This is a genomic window from Enterococcus sp. AMC2644 (assembly GCF_058216475.1).
Map to the genome: position 1 here is coordinate 1,510,747 of NZ_CM177095.1, position 15,976 is coordinate 1,526,722.

The following is a 15,976-nucleotide window of genomic DNA, read 5'->3' on the forward strand; positions in this document are numbered from 1 at the left end:
AAAAATAATCCCCTTAGATAATAAGTAAGATGATTCATTCATCGACTTATTATCTAGGAGGTTTTTTATTATGGCAGCCAAAAAAAGAAAAGAACAACTGTTTCACGAGTACTTCAAGGAGTGGGTAAGTCTTTATAAAGAGGGAGCAGTTCGCTCAATTACTTTGCAAAAATATCATATTGCAGAGCAAAGACTACAAGAACTTGTCCCCCACTTAAAATTAAAAGAGCTTACCCGTGCGAATTATCAGCAATTACTGAACGATTATGCATCTACACATGAAAAACAAACCACTATGGATTTTCATCATCATTTGAAAGGCGCTATTTTGGATGCAGTTGATGATGGCACACTTACTCAAAATCCTACAAGAAAAATTGTTATCAAAGGCAAAACACCGCGGCCTAAAAAAGCAAAATTTCTCAACCAATTTGAAGTACAAGCACTATTGAAAGAACTTGAATTAACGGAAGAGATTAATTGGGATTGGTTTGTTCTATTGGTTACAAAAACAGGACTCCGCTTTTCAGAAGCGCTGGCATTAACACCAAATGATTTTGATTTTTCTCAACAAAAGATAACTATTAATAAGACTTGGAATTACAAAAATCAAATGGTGGCTTTCAACCAACTAAAAATGAATCTTCAAAAAGAAAGGTGCAAATCGATTGGCAGTTAGCTATGCAATTTTCACAATTAATTAAAATGAGAGAATCTGATAAACCAATTTTTATAAAAAATAGAGTGTTTAATTCAACCATTAACAATCGTTTGAAAGTATTATGCAATCGCGCAAACATACCTATTATCACTATTCATAGTTTACGACATACACATGCTTCTTTATTGTTGTTTGCCGGTGTTTCAATTGCCAGTGTAGCCAATAGATTAGGGCATTCTAGTATGACAACAACCCAAGAAACTTATCTACACATTATTCAAGAATTAGAAAATCAAGACAATGATAAAATTATTCGACATTTATCACTGTTAATGTAATAAAAATTTCCACCTAGACTTAGAATAAACTAGGTGGAAATTTTTTATATAAACATATTTTGTAGAAAAGCGGTTTTTAGTTTTCTTAGTTGATTGAGTTTAGTTTGATGAAGAGTGATAGTGGAGTTTAATTCATCCAAAAATATTCCAATTTTGCTTTGTTCTTCAATACTCGGAGACGGAATAGGCATTGTCTTAAAAACAGAATCTTTAATTGCAAAACGATCTGCTCGTGCCCCAGAGTCTCCCTGTAATTTCATAAATCGATGCCAAGTAGTTGTATCAAAATAATACTCTAAGAATGTTTTATCAATATTATGAGTCCTAAAAATATAGTAAAGTGGAGACATTACTCCAGTTCTTCCTAATTTATTCCGCTTAATTGGTCCAACCGGTGCATAATTAGAAATTCTTGGATTATAAACAAAGTCATCTTTTCGAACAACGTAATATCCGTTTAAATTCTTTTTGTTTGATATATCTTTATCAAAAAATTCACGCTGATTAATAATTCCATATTCTGCCGAATTAGTTAAAGTTTCAATGAATTCATTATTTATATTTTTTTCGGTAACTTTATCAGATATTTCATCCAACTTACGCAGTTCCCATTCACCCTCAAAATTAGTAAACCGTAGTTTGGGGATATTTTTTCCACTCTGCTTATTTTCGGGGAAAAGCTGTTGTAAAAAGCCTCTTTTCATCTGTTTTAAGGCTTCGATTTTACGCTGATGAAGAGCGATAGTGTCATCTAGTTGTTTGAAAAGGTGACCGATTATTTTTTGTTCACTATAGCTTGGAATAAAAACAGAGATAGCATTGATGGTCGCTTTTGAAAGGCTGGGAACACCTGTAGATTCATCTTTAGACTTCCAATTTATTTTTTGGAAAATAGAATGAATAAAATTTAAATCAGAATCTCTTCTAGGAACTGTATAAAATAACGTATCTACAGTCCAAAAAGGAGCTTTCAAAATATAAGGCCTATCTATTGTTCCTTTTCGACCAATTCCGATTGCATCCTCATCATGAGATAATGCGTCACTAACACTTAACATATATCCCCCAGTACCATAAACAGGTATATCACCTGAATCCAGGTGCTTGTAGTCACGCCCAGAACGAACATCTAGTATTTTCCCCAACTTACGCTGTTCCCAATCCTAAGTATTCCCAATTTAGCAATTCTCTCCATCTCTTTCTATGCTATAATTTGATTAATACTTACAAAAAACGGGGTGTTTAAATGGTGCGTTTTACAGGGGAGCAAGTGTTAGAAAATAATTTGATTGAACGGTTAATCAGTGGAGATTCACAATGGACGTATCGAGATGATTTACATACAGAAGAAGAATTATGGGCGAACTTTCGTCAAAAGTTAGAAGTGAATAATAAAGACGTATTACAAGGTGTACCATTGACTGAACAGGAGTTTCGCCAAATCAAAAATCAGTTAAACTTTTCTAGTTTCTATAAAGCAGCAATTTGGTTAGCTGGCGAAAATGGTGTAGCAAAAGTTGAGGTTCAACGAGAAGATGCTAAATTGGGAACGATTCGACTACGTGTGATTAATCGTCAAGATATTGCTGGCGGGATATCTTCATATGAAGTGATTAACCAATTCAAGTCAAGTAAACGTTCATTAGAAGATATGAATCGTCGTTTTGATGTGACCTTATTGATTAACGGCTTACCGATGATTCATATTGAATTAAAAAGTCGTGCCCATCCATATATGGATGCTTTTCGTCAAATTAAAAAATACTTGAAAGAAGGCAAATTCACAGGGATTTATTCAACAGTCCAAATGTTTGTGGTGACTAATGGGACGGATACGAGATATATTGCATCGGCACAAGATACCAAATTAAATGAGCAGTTTTTGACAAAGTGGGTTGATTATGACAATCAACCAGTGACAGATTATTTAGAATTTACACAAGATGTATTATCTATTCCGATGGCGCATAAAATGGTGACACAGTATACAGTGATTGATAACGAGAAGAAGGCTTTAATTCTATTACGACCGTATCAAATTCATGCCATTGAAGCAGTGAAAAGAGCCTCTGGACAGCATAAATCAGGTTATGTTTGGCATACGACGGGTTCTGGTAAAACATTGACTTCGTATAAAGTTGCACGGAATTTATTGCAAATTCCATCCATTAAAAAAACTATTTTTATTGTTGATAGAGTTGATTTAGATCAACAAACAACGACATCATTTACTTCGTATGCTGAAAATGATGTAATCGAGATTGACGAAACAGAGAATGTCAACGATTTGATTAAGAAATTATTGTCTGATGATCGTACAGTGATTGTCACAACTATTCAAAAGTTGAATCATGTAATGCGACGTTTCGCTAATCAAGTCGGATCGAAACGCTATGAACAGATGACGCAATTAAAAGTTGCGTTTGTCGTTGATGAATGTCATCGTGCTGTTAGCGCCCAAAAAAAGCGTGAAATTGAAGAATTTTTTGTTCAATCGTTATGGTATGGATTTACTGGTACACCGATATTTGTCGAGAATGCCAAAAAAGCTGTTGGGGATTTAGCACGGACAACAGCACAACAATACGGAGAACGATTGCACGAATATACGGTGAAAGAAGCTATTCATGATAATGCTGTCTTAGGTTTTCAAGTGGAGTATAAATCTACTTTTTCGGAAGAACAGTTAGATAAAGCAATTCTGGCTGCAGATGCAACAGGAGAGCTAGATGTAGACTTGCTTGGATTAGAAGATAAAGAAGCACGATTACCTAAAAAAGTATATGAAGATGAGCAACATATGTTAGAAGTACTTAATTCTATTTTTAATAAATCATGTAAAAAACTTGGGTTTACGAAGGGTGTTGGCCAGACGTATAACGCTCTTTTAACAACATCCTCTATTGCACAAGCGCAACGCTATTATGAGTTAATTCAAAAAGTTAAAGCAGGTGAGACGTCTCTTGTGATTGATGAGGAAACAAAGCGAATTTTGCCAGATTTTCCTAAAGTAGCGATTACTTATTCAATTTCTGAGAATGAAGAAGCATCTATTAATAATCAAGATAAGATGAAAGAAGCGCTAAATTTATACAATAAAGAATTTGGTACTAGTTTTAAAATAGATACGATGCGTGCGTACAATCGAAATGTGAATGATCGATTAGCGCGTAAAAAAGAAAAATACTTTGCCCGTTCCGAGCAGTTAGATTTAGTCATTGTTGTTGACCGTTTACTGACCGGATTTGATGCGCCGTGCTTGTCAACATTATTTATTGATCGTGCACCGATGCAACCACATGATTTAATCCAAGCTTTTTCTAGAACAAATCGTCTATTTGACAAGTATAAAAAATATGGACAAATCGTCACTTTTCAAACGCCAAAAACATTTGAAGAAAAAGTAAAACAAGCGTTGGTTCTTTATTCAAATGGTGGAGAAAATGAGGTGTTAGCGCCAAGTTGGGATGAAGCCAAAGAAGCTTTTCTCGAAGCTATTCGAGAATTACGTCATACGGTGACTTCACCTCAGCAAATTGATATTGAACGTATGAGTCTTGCGGAATTAAAAAGATTTGTGAAAACCTATCAAGGTCTAGATAAAACATTTACTGCGGTTCAAGTTTATACAGACTATGATGCTGAACAGATGGGAACAGATTTCCCAATTGAATTTTCTGAGATAGAAGAATTTGCTGGAAAATACCACAATGCTCTAGAAAAAATCAAAGAACTCACAGTGTCTACTGGTGATGAAGTGGTAGAGATTGATATTGCGTATGAGTTGGAGTCAATTAAAACGGAAAATATTAATTACGAATATATTTTGATGTTAATTCAAGCTTTTGTACCGAGTGGAGATGACGAATACGAATTATTTGGTCGTGAAGATGCTAAAGCTTCCGCTGAAGTAAATCGTTATATCAATGATTTAGCTAAAAATAATGATAAATTGGCGAAATTAGTTCAACATTTATGGGATGATATTCAAATAAATCCAGAAAATTATCGGAATCAAAATGTGTCACTCATCTTAGAAAATATGCGACAAGAGACAGAATACGAAGCAATTCATACCTTCTCTCAAAAATGGTCTATCGAAGAAGATGCTGCTTCATATGTTGCATTAAATTATAATCCTAAAAAAACGAAACAGAGCGGAGAAAATGAGATGAAGCGCTCAGCAAACTATGAAAAATATAAGCAATCAGTGGAGAATCCAGTCCCTAAACTTAAATATTGGAAAAGCGTACGTACAGACTTTGTAGAAATGGTTCAAGAAGAGATCTTACCTTTAAGAGACAACTAAGTATAATAAAGCATGAATCAAATGGGCAACCATTTGATTCATGCTTATTTTTTCCTATACTGTCTGCAACATCCGTACCAATTCACTTCTCCAAATAGACCGTTCGTCCATGGATAGCTGATCTAATTCACTTTCGGCTTCTAAGTTATATAGCATGATTTTTCCGACTTTTGTTTCGCGATGAAGAAAGATTTCGGCATAAAATCCGAGATATTCGCCACCGTGGTAATACCAGTCGTCGAGAGCCATCCAGCCGAACCCATAGTGATCGTGCCAAAGAGTGAAGACACGGTCCCAATCGGTTGGGGATAAGAGTTGCTGGTTCAATATGGCTTGCATCCATTTCAGCATGTCTGCAACGGTCGAGACCATGCCCCCATCTGCGGAATCTAAGCACCCTGTTTCAAAACGTCTTCGTTTGCCATCGACCCAGCGGTAACTAACAGCCCGGCTATCAAGTGATGTGGTAGAAGTATGGTTCATCTGCAAAGGGGTAAAAATAGTTTCTTGGAAATAGTCTCCAAAAGATTTACCGCTTATCCGAGAAATTATTTCGCCCAACAAGCCATAATTCGTATTGCTATACGAAAATTTTTCGCCTGGTTGAAAAGCGAGTGGTTGGCCATTGAGTAAGTCGATGATTTCCGCCCAAGTGCTAGAATTATCATCAAGTTCTTTGGTTGCAAGGTAATGTGCTTCGGCTTCAGAGAGACCCTGGGCACGTGCTTTTTTTAAGCTTTCATCGTATATGATATCTGTGTAATTAGGGATTCCTGAAGACATATGAATCATTTGTAGCAAGGTAATATCCTTTGCATGAACATAAGTTGGATAAAATTCAGCGAGTGTAGCAGTTAGATCAATTTTATGTTCAGCTGCTAACATCAATAGGGCGGTTGCTGTAAATTGTTTGGTAAGCGAACCGATACAGGTTTTGGTGGTCGTAGTAAAAGGGTTTTTTCTGTCAAAATCACTGTACCCCATCGCATGCACATGTAAAATTTCTTGATCCGTCACGATACCATACGCACCGTTATAATTGGTTTTTTGATAGATATCATCTAGTTGTTTAAAAAGTTTTTGTCGTTGTTTGTTTTGTTGCATAATATTCTCCATTCATTGAACGAAAGCAACGGGTCAACAAAATTAATTTGTCATTGGGATTCACCAACCTTTGTTATTTATAAAGCTAGTATGACATATTTTTGAAAAAAGTAAACGTTTACTTTGTTTTGGGAATATTTTATAAATAGATATTATAAAACAAACTAGATAATCCTCGCCTTTGCATCTCGTTTCCATTCCTAGTATAATAACCATGTTTTCAGTCAGGAGAACCCATAAATGGGGAGATGGAAGGAAGTATATATAATGAGTAATAATTTTTGGGCGGAATTACCAAAACCATTTTTTGTTTTGGCACCGATGGAAGATGTGACGGATGTGGTCTTTCGCCATGTGGTAAAAGAAGCAGGCGCACCAGATGTCTTTTTTACGGAATTTACGAATTCAGATAGTTATTGTCATCCAGATGGTATTCAAAGTGTTCGGGGACGTTTAGTCTTTACTGAGGATGAACAGCCGATGGTTGCGCATATTTGGGGAGATAAACCTGAATTTTTCCGTCAGATGAGTATTGGTATGGCAGAAATGGGTTTTAAAGGCATTGATATTAATATGGGGTGTCCGGTACCCAATGTTGCAGACCGTGGCAAGGGCAGTGGGCTAATTCGTCGCCCAGAAGTCGCAGCAGAATTAATCGAAGCTGCAAAAGCGGGCGGTCTACCAGTGAGTGTGAAAACGCGAATTGGTTTTACAGAAACCGATGAATTAGCAGGTTGGATGACGCATTTATTGCAACAAGATATTGCTAATTTGTCTGTTCATTTGCGGACACGTAAAGAAATGAGTAAAGTCGACGCCCATTGGGAGATGATTCCCCAAATCGTGGAACTTCGCAATCGTATTGCGCCACAAACAACGATTACGATTAATGGTGATATTCCGGATCGTCAAAAAGGCTTAGAATTGGCAGAGCAATATGGGGTAGATGGTATTATGATTGGTCGCGGTATTTTCAAAAATCCGTATGCGTTTGAAAAAGAACCTAAAGAACATACTTCACAAGAATTGTTAAGTTTATTAAGTTTACAACTTGATTTACAAGACCAATATGCTGAATTAGTCCCACGTTCTATTGTTGGCTTGCATCGTTTCTTCAAAATTTACGTAAAAGGTTTCCCTGGAGCGAGTGATTTACGTGTACGTTTAATGAATACGAAATCAACAGATGAAGTTCGGGCTATTTTAGATGAATTTTTAGTTTTATAATTAAAAGGTAACCACTTTTCAGAAATGAGAAGTGGTTTTTCTGGTTTTTTTCAGGAAGTGCTATAAAAAAATAAAATTTCCGCTATAATAGATATAATTCAATGAGGAGGAGTTGCTTTTCAATTTATGGAAAAGCAAGAAGACAGGATGAAAAATAAGGGAATACTATTTGGTATTGGGGCATATGTTTTCTGGGGATTAATCACGCTTTATTGGAAATTACTTCCAGATGTCTCGCCGCTTGCAATAATGTGTTATCGTATTATTTGGTCATTTATATTTATGCTTGCTTTTATAGTTGTCAGCGGGAATTGGTCGCAATTTGTCAAAGAGTTAAAGCGTTTATGGGAAAACAAAAAATATATATTGCTCATGATTTTAGCTGCTGTTCTAATTTCAATTAACTGGTTTACATTTATTTTTACAGTAAGTGCAGGGCATGTTATGGAAGCTAGTTTGGGATATTATATTAATCCGTTGGTTAATGTTTTATTGGCAACACTAGTATTAAAGGAAAGTCTAAGTCGCAGTGGAAAAATTGCTTGCAGTTTAGTGGTGGTTGGCGTAGTTTTACTGGCTCTTCAAACAGGGAAAGTTCCTTACGCATCTTTAGTTATGGCCTTTTCTTTTAGTGTTTATGGCTTGATTAAAAAACGTATTCCAATTAGCTCGATGACAGGGTTGACAGTCGAAACGTTTGTCATGTTCCCTTTCTCATTCCTCTATATTTTGTTGGTTTCACCAGTTGGTTTTATGCATTATTCGTTACAGTCAAATCTTTTGTTAATAGGAGCCGGAGTTGTAACCGCAATTCCATTGTTATTGTTTGCCGAGGCAGCGAAGAGCACTTCTTATATTACATTAGGTTTTATTCAATATCTTAACCCAACTATTATGTTATTGTTTGCTGTTTTCTTATTCCATGAAACATACTCTATGGCGCAATTTACAGCATTTGGTTTTATTTGGTTAGGCATTCTAGTCTTTACCTATGGAACGACGCGTACAGCAATGAAAACTAGAAAATTGGCTAAATAAGAAGTATCTTTACCGAAGATGCTTCTTATTTTTTTTCTTTGTCACGTCTTTTCTCCAACTACTGATAAATCTACGGTACAATAGATAAAACAATAATAAATTATAAAGGAGTGGGTGTGATGAGAAAGAAAAGTATTTATGCTAACTATAATTGGGTAAGCTATTTATTAGTTGGAATGGGAGTGCTATTTTTCATTCCAGCATTCATTATGCAAGTTGTCACCTTGGGTCCGGATAATTTTAACTTTACATTAAATGGGGTACGACAGCCTTATACAGAGGAAAATTTACGACTATTTCGTCGGATTTTCTTATTTGCTTTTGGAACACCAGCCCTGATTTTAGTCATCATTGGTGCCACTATTTTTATTATTCAATGGCGCAAAAAGAAACGGGCGGAGTATTTAAAGCAAAATGGCAAGATGATTGTGTGTCAAAATTTAGAAATCGGGTATTCATCAATTCAGGTTAATCATCAGTATCAAATGTTGTTAACTTGTTCTTATACAGAGAAAAATGGCGATATTTATCTTTTTAAAAGTCGTACCTTACGTTATGATCCACGTCCTTATTTAAATGGGCAAGTAAAAGTCTATCATGAACGTGAAAACATTAAAAATTATGTGGTAGATGTGGAAGGTAGTATGAGTAATGTTTACGAGGTATAACCAAGACACTCCCTAGGTGGGTAATTACCTATGGAGTGTCTTTTGCTTTTATATCAAGGCTTAAAAGGTGCGTTTGCGCCTTGTTTTAACTGAGGGTTCACCGTGAGTTCACCAAGTAACGTTTTAAAGTTCAAACTGATGGCATCATCAAAGAAGGCTTTGTTTTTCACCAAATAAATAGTGCGTGTTAAGCCGATTTCTGGCAGATTTCGTGTAGCTAATTTGTTATTAGCGAGTTCATCTTGCACTAATAATTCTGAAATAAAGCCAATCGTCTGTCCGTATTCCAATACTTTTTTCATAGAGGTAACGGAATCTAATTCAATGCCGTTCAATTCTTTAATTGGATAATCCAACCATTGTTCGAGAACCGATTTACTCGAACTTTGTTTTTCGTGGAATAAGATGGTTTGATTTAAAATGTCTGCCTTGGAAATCGTTGCTTTTTTGGCAAAGACATGCTGAGTACCAAACACTAATTTTAATTGATCGGTTCCTAATTTCTCGTAAACTAGATCTGGATGTTTTTTAGGGGAACCAATCAAAATACCATAATCTAATTGGAAACTGGCAATTAATTTTTCGATTTCAGGTGAAGTATCAGATACAACGGATAAACGGATTTGTGGGTATGCTGTCGAAAACTGATGAATAATCTCAGGTAAAAAAATCTGATTCGCTAATCCACTCACACCCAAACGGAACATGCCACGGGTTCCTTGTTGGCTTGTTTGGGCAAAATACATCAATTCTTCTTGCAGATGGATAATGCGTTGGGCATAGCGATGCACAACTTCTCCTTGTTTGGTTAAAATGAAATGCCCAGATTTTCGATAAAATAGTTGAAGACCTAATTCATTTTCCAAAGATTGAATATGAAAAGAAACTGTAGAAGGGGTAATGTCGAGTTCTTTAGCGACAATTGCGCCTTTTTTGCGTTCACATAACTTGCAGAAAACTTGTAATTTAAAGTAATTCATAGAAACTTCCTTTCAAAAATTCGAATAATTGATTGTTTCTTCTAGTTTATCGTAGTTATTTTGATTTAATGTTAACAATTCGTTAACGTTAAATCAAAATTCAACCAGTATGATGATTACGAGGGGGAATGAGTGACACATGACGATTCAATTAAAAGGAATTCAAAAAAATTACGACAACAAAATTGTTTTAAGGAATATTACTCTAAATTTGACGCAAAAATTCACAACGATTTTAGGCGAATCGGGTTGTGGTAAGACAACGTTATTAAAATTATTATCCGGATTGGTGGAACCAGATGAAGGGGAAATCATTTTTAACCAACAAACAGTTTTTTCAAAGACAGAAAAAATAAATATTCGTCCCAATCAACGTGATTTAGCCATGGTATTTCAAGATTTTGCTTTATGGCCACATATGACTGTTTTTGAAAATGTAGCCTATAGTTTATCTGGAAGCAAACAAGAAAAGCATGACCAAGTGATGACCGCGTTACGTATGGTGAATTTAGAAGACTTTGCTAAAAGAAAACCAAGCGAACTATCAGGTGGGCAACAGCAACGTGTTTCATTAGCACGTGCCTTGGCACCTAGACCGAAAGTAATCTTATTTGATGAAGCTTTATCAGCACTTGATGCTGTTTTACGTGAAAAAATGCAAATTGATATTGTGCAATTAATAAATCAAACAGAAAGCCAAGCCGTTTTCGTCACGCATGATCAGCACGAAGCGATGTCGATGTCAGACGAAATTATTGTGATGGAAAAAGGTCAAGTGAGCCAAATTGGTTCACCGAAGCAAATTTATGAAACACCAGCCAATCATTATGTGGCGCATTTTATTGGCAAAATCAATCATATCGAAGCAGATGTGCTCGTTCGTCCAGAATTTATCCAACGCGTACCTAGAGAAAATACCTTAAAACGTACAATGCGGGTTTTACGCAGTCAATTTACTGGGCAACATTACATTATTCATGGTGTTGTAGACGACTACCCATGGTTATTTTACTCAGAAGAATCATATGCTACAGATACTTTTTGTGATGTGTATTTTGAAGAAAAACATTTAATTAAAATCGGAGGATAATAAAAATGAAAATGAAGAAATTAGGTGCATTATTAGTAGGAATGGTTGCTTTAGCTGGTTGTGGCAATAGCAATACGACTGAAAAGAGTGTAGACAGCACAACTAAAGCAAGTGAAACAACGAGTGGCGAAGAAGCAACGATTGAAGGAAAAGAAATTACGGTCTATTCTGCTGGACCAGATGGGTTATCGGAAAAAATGAAAGTCGCGTTTGAAGAAAAAACAGGTGTAAAAGTAAATCTATTCCAAGGAACGACTGGCAAAATTTTAGCGAAATTAGAAGCTGAAAAAGGCAAACCAATTGCAGATGTACTCGTTTTAGCTTCATTAAGCTCAATGGATAGTTTAAAACAAGCAGGCGAACTACAAGCATATCCAGATGCACTTGGTAAAGAACATTTAGCGGTTGAGTGGACAGATGCCGATGATTTTTATTTTGGCTATAGTGCGTCTGCTTTAGGCATCACTTATAACACCAAAAATGTCACAGATATTCCTAAAGATTGGTCGGATTTAGCAGATGCGTCTTGGCAAGAGACGTTTAACATGCCTGACCCAACATTGTCAGGTTCAGCTTTAGATTTCTTATATGGTTATACAACGACAGATCAAGGTTGGGAGACGATTACTTCTTGGTTTGATAATGGGATGCAAATTATGGGAGCGAATAAGAGTGCGTTAGATGCTGTGATTACTGGTGAAAAAAATGCCACTATTTCAGGTGTAGATTATATGGCGTATAAAGCTAAGGCGGATGGCGAACCGGTGGATATTGTTTATCCCGAAAGTGGTACAGTTGTGAGTCCTCGTGCAGTAGGGATTACGAAGTCTGCAAAAGAACTTGTAGCGTCACAAGCCTTTGTTGATTTCTTGTTATCAGATGAGGGCCAAGAATTAGTAGCCGATGCGTATTTATTACCAGGAAATAGCAACATTGCTGTCAAAGATCGTGCAGCATTAGATGAAATTAAACAAATTGATGTTGAATGGAAGGATTCTGAAGAAAAACAAATGGACGTATTGCAAAAATTTGCGAGTATTTCTCAAAAATAAAAGTAGGGTGTTAGATGATTACGAATAAAAAATATTTTTTAGCTGTGTCTGTAGTGCTAGGCTTTTTCACAGTTTTACCAATTGTGGCTTTATTTCAATACGCTTTTTTTCCCGAAGGACGTTTTTCCTTAAGTGAGATGATTCCTGTTATAACGAATGAGCAAACCTATCGTTTGCTCATTCAATCTTTAAAGTTAGGGGGATGGGTTGTTTTAGGTACTTTGTTGATTTCATTTCCTTTGGCATTAATTACCACCAAAACAACGCTACGAAAATATGAATGGTTAGATATTTTATTTACATTGCCCTTTATGACACCGCCCTATATTGGCGCGATGGGATGGATTTTATTCATGCAAAAAAATGGCTTTTTAATGCAGTTATTTCCTAAATTATCGGGGTTTTCCACACAGTTCTTCTCGTTATTTGGGATGGTAATGATTATGAGTTTACACTTATTTCCAACGTTTTATTTGATGTTAAAAAACAGTATGTTGACATTGGAAGGTTCTTTTCAGGATGCTGCTAAAATTTATGGAAAAAATAGTGTGCTGAACTGGTTAAAGATTTCGTTACCACTTTTAGTTCCTAGCTTTCTATTAGGTGCCCTATTTATTTTTGTCAAAACGTTGGCTGAATTTGGCACACCCGTTACTTTTGGTACGCGGATTGGTTATAAAGTGTTTACTACAGAAATTCATACAAATCTTGCTTCTTGGCCTGTGAATATTCCCAAAGCTACATTTCTTTCAGTAGTTTTGTTCGTTTTGTGTTTTATTCTATGGTTGATTCAAGTGAAAGTCATTCAACGATTTGTTTATGGAACCATTTCAGGTACAACCAAAGAAGCAACAGTGGTGACGAATAAATGGATACAAGGACTCGCTGTTGGATTTGTTGTTATTCTCTTTTTCTTGGCGATAGGTATTCCTTATTTCTCTATTTTAATGACATCCTTTATGAAAGTTCGCGGCGATGGTTTAGCATTAGATAATTTAAGCTTTGATGCCTATATTCAGCTATTTGCCAACCAAAATGGCGGCTTGTCTGCCTTTGTCAATAGTTTTCTATTTGCTGCATTAACTGGAATCATTACAGCAACTATCGGCTTTTTTGCAGGTGTCTATATCTATAAAGGGACACGTTATTCACAAAAGGTCGTCGATTTTTTAGGCTTGATTCCTAACATTGTTCCCGGAATTGTGTTAGTGGTGGGATTAATGCTCTTTTGGAATGCGGCTTGGTTACCAGCTACTTTTTATAATACCAAAGCGATGGCTGTTTTGACGTATTGTGCTTTGTTTTTACCGTATGCAATTCAATATGTCAAAAACAATATGATGCAATTAAGTGAAACTATTTTTGAAGCAACGGATGTATTTAGTCGCACCAAGCGCAGTGCTTTTATGCAAGTTTATTTCCCTTTGTTAAAACGTGGTGTGTTAACCGGAATGATAATGACGTTTATTATTTCCATGCGTGAATTAGTGGGTTCGTTATTGATTTTACCGCCGTCTGTTGAAACGAGCGCAACGTTTATTTACCGTCAGTTTGAACAAGGAAACGTCAATGCAGGGATGGCAATGGCTGTGCTAACGATTATGATTACTTGCTTTTTTGTTATTGTGATTGAAAAAAGCAAAAAATAGGAGGAAAAAACCATCAATATCGAGATATTAGGCGGTTGTGCAGAATATGGCAGAAATTGTTTTTATGTTGAAGTTAATCAACAAGCCATTTTATTTGATTGTGGTGTGATGAATGATGAAAGTCAACGTTTACCCAATTTAGAAAAACGCCATGTCGAAAAGTTACAGGCAGTGTTTATTTCACATTTACACAAAGATCATGTTGGTGCGCTCTCTTTCTTAGCAGAATTGGGCTATCAAGGTCCAGTCCTCTTATCAGAAACGACGAAGGACTGGTTACCTTTTACGGATACTTTGCAGTTCGTTTCTTTTCAAACGACCCAACAAGCGGTATGGCAACAAGTTACGCCTAATTTAAGGTTTATATGGGGAAATTCGGGGCATGTCCTTGGAAGTGTTTGGTATAGTGTCCTCTTTCAGGAAAAACAAGTTTTCTTTTCGGGCGATGTTTCTTTAACGTCTTCGTTGTATCCTGTTGATGCGCCCCCACGATTGGCCTATGATGTGGCATTTATTGATAGTGGCAATGCCGGACAACTCATCAATAATTTGGGGAGTAAAGAAGAGATTCATCAACTGATTGCAGAGGAATCCACGCTTTCCTTTAAGATTGAGAGTAAATTTACCTCCAAATGTGTGGAAATTTTATTGTATTTATTTCAAACGACTAAAACCAACTTATTTGTCGATGAGGCGATTGAGCAATGGTTACATTTCCATTGGAAACACCGAGATAATCTTTTAAAACAAGCGCAAATGGATCTCCAAAATTTGTTAGCAAGTGACCGTTTGCAACGAGCGACCAAGCGGGAAAATGGCGTTTATTTTCTAACCAAAGAACAGTTTTTGGCGACGGAAATGGAAGAATGTTTGAATCGTATCCCGTTTAAAAACCATTTGGATACTAGTGATATTTATTATGTCAGTACCTATCTAGGCGCAACAAAAACCATTTATTTTCATAGTGAAGCATGTACAGCAGACACAACATTAGCAGAAATTATCGCATTAAATCAAACCGGAAATTGGAAGGATGTTTAAGATGAAAAAATTAAAAGTAATGTTAGGAACAACCATCATTTTAGGTATTCCCACACTAGGGATAACGCCCGTTGTATCTGGTGCATCCATCGAACCAGCAGTGGAAATTAAATACAATTTAGAGCCAACAGTATTTTCTAAACAACAAATTAAAGCTATTTTTTCGGCGAAAGAAGAGGATCGAGTAAAAGTCTATTTCTTCGATACTGCAGAACGGACATTTTTTGCAAATGATTCCATTCAACGATTGCGTGTATATGAAGGGAAAGACACATATGATATTACGTACAAAAAGAGACTGCAACAGCTATCGTTAGCAGAAGCAATTGAGGAGCTAGAAATTCATGGGTTTACAGGTTCAGAAAGCAATTATAAATTTGAAGTTGATAGTAAAAATGGACAAGACCCTTTATCAGTGAGCCGTAAAGAAAAAATAAAAACTACGAAAAATATTTCGTATAATGTTGTTGATGAAAAAGCTGCCATCAAAGCAGTCCAAGAAAATGTACCAAAGAAAATTGAAAATTGGGATACAAAAAATTGGTTTAAAACGATTTTACAAGCAAGTCAAATGACTGATCCTGCCAATGTTCAAACCTATACGGGCGTGTATCAAGGAATTGATGCAGAAATTGAGTATTGGGAATACCACGGGAATACCATGGTAGAATTGTCAACGAAAACAAGTGTCGAAAATGCCACCCAAGTGAAAGAAAACTGGGGAAAACAGTTACAAGAGAGTAATTATTTAAGTGAAGATCAGCGTGGAAAGACTAATTTTGTTTTGTTTGAATAAGTAAAAAAATAAGTGGACTTCTA

General features: G+C 36.0%; 12 protein-coding genes and 1 pseudogene. 10 read left to right on the plus strand and 3 right to left on the minus strand.

What is annotated here, in order from left to right; genetic code table 11:
• Positions 1 to 70 precede the first annotated feature (70 nt).
• A pseudogene (locus tag AC4BC5_RS07420) lies at positions 71 to 999 on the plus strand (site-specific integrase).
• 44 nt (positions 1,000 to 1,043) lie between these two features.
• Here the strand turns inward: AC4BC5_RS07420 and AC4BC5_RS07425 are convergent.
• A complete protein-coding gene (locus AC4BC5_RS07425) occupies positions 1,044 to 2,144 on the minus strand; it encodes a restriction endonuclease subunit S (RefSeq protein ID WP_490497462.1) in 1,101 nt (366 codons plus the stop codon).
• Positions 2,145 to 2,245: 101 nt separating this feature from the next.
• Here AC4BC5_RS07425 and AC4BC5_RS07430 point away from each other — a divergent pair, with 101 nt between their 5' ends.
• On the plus strand, positions 2,246 to 5,308 hold the full coding sequence (locus AC4BC5_RS07430) for a type I restriction endonuclease subunit R (protein WP_490497463.1): 3,063 nt from the start codon (positions 2,246 to 2,248) through the stop codon (positions 5,306 to 5,308).
• Between the two features lie 54 nt (positions 5,309 to 5,362).
• Here the strand turns inward: AC4BC5_RS07430 and AC4BC5_RS07435 are convergent, their stop codons facing one another.
• Positions 5,363 to 6,412 (minus strand): serine hydrolase domain-containing protein, encoded by a 1,050-nt coding sequence (locus AC4BC5_RS07435; RefSeq protein WP_490497464.1) that lies wholly within the window; start codon positions 6,410 to 6,412, stop codon positions 5,363 to 5,365.
• Positions 6,413 to 6,679: 267 nt separating this feature from the next.
• Here AC4BC5_RS07435 and AC4BC5_RS07440 point away from each other — a divergent pair, with 267 nt between their 5' ends.
• From AC4BC5_RS07440 to AC4BC5_RS07450, 3 genes are all read left to right on the plus strand, one after another.
• Complete coding sequence (locus AC4BC5_RS07440; protein ID WP_490497465.1) at positions 6,680 to 7,639, plus strand: tRNA dihydrouridine synthase; 960 nt, start codon at positions 6,680 to 6,682, stop codon at positions 7,637 to 7,639.
• Positions 7,640 to 7,786: 147 nt separating this feature from the next.
• A complete protein-coding gene (gene rarD, locus AC4BC5_RS07445) occupies positions 7,787 to 8,677 on the plus strand; it encodes an EamA family transporter RarD (RefSeq protein ID WP_490497519.1) in 891 nt (296 codons plus the stop codon).
• Between the two features lie 119 nt (positions 8,678 to 8,796).
• A complete protein-coding gene (locus AC4BC5_RS07450) occupies positions 8,797 to 9,345 on the plus strand; it encodes a hypothetical protein (RefSeq protein WP_490497466.1) in 549 nt (182 codons plus the stop codon).
• A gap of 53 nt (positions 9,346 to 9,398) precedes the next feature.
• Here the strand turns inward: AC4BC5_RS07450 and AC4BC5_RS07455 are convergent, their stop codons facing one another.
• Positions 9,399 to 10,325 (minus strand): LysR family transcriptional regulator, encoded by a 927-nt coding sequence (locus AC4BC5_RS07455; RefSeq protein WP_490497467.1) that lies wholly within the window; start codon positions 10,323 to 10,325, stop codon positions 9,399 to 9,401.
• A 139-nt stretch (positions 10,326 to 10,464) separates the two neighbouring features.
• Here AC4BC5_RS07455 and AC4BC5_RS07460 point away from each other — a divergent pair, with 139 nt between their 5' ends.
• From AC4BC5_RS07460 to AC4BC5_RS07480, 5 genes are read left to right on the plus strand one after another with little or no spacing between them, the layout of a single operon-like run.
• Positions 10,465 to 11,415: an ABC transporter ATP-binding protein gene (locus AC4BC5_RS07460; protein WP_490497468.1), complete on the plus strand. Its 951-nt coding sequence runs from the start codon at positions 10,465 to 10,467 to the stop codon at positions 11,413 to 11,415.
• Positions 11,416 to 11,420: 5 nt separating this feature from the next.
• The gene (locus tag AC4BC5_RS07465) at positions 11,421 to 12,467 is read left to right on the plus strand and encodes an ABC transporter substrate-binding protein (protein WP_490497470.1); all 1,047 of its coding nucleotides are present in this window, start codon (positions 11,421 to 11,423) and stop codon (positions 12,465 to 12,467) included.
• Between the two features lie 14 nt (positions 12,468 to 12,481).
• On the plus strand, positions 12,482 to 14,116 hold the full coding sequence (locus AC4BC5_RS07470; RefSeq protein ID WP_490497471.1) for an ABC transporter permease: 1,635 nt from the start codon (positions 12,482 to 12,484) through the stop codon (positions 14,114 to 14,116).
• A gap of 24 nt (positions 14,117 to 14,140) precedes the next feature.
• A complete protein-coding gene (locus AC4BC5_RS07475; protein ID WP_490497520.1) occupies positions 14,141 to 15,157 on the plus strand; it encodes an MBL fold metallo-hydrolase in 1,017 nt (338 codons plus the stop codon).
• A 1-nt stretch (position 15,158) separates the two neighbouring features.
• A complete protein-coding gene (locus tag AC4BC5_RS07480) occupies positions 15,159 to 15,953 on the plus strand; it encodes a hypothetical protein (protein WP_490497472.1) in 795 nt (264 codons plus the stop codon).
• Positions 15,954 to 15,976 lie beyond the last annotated feature (23 nt).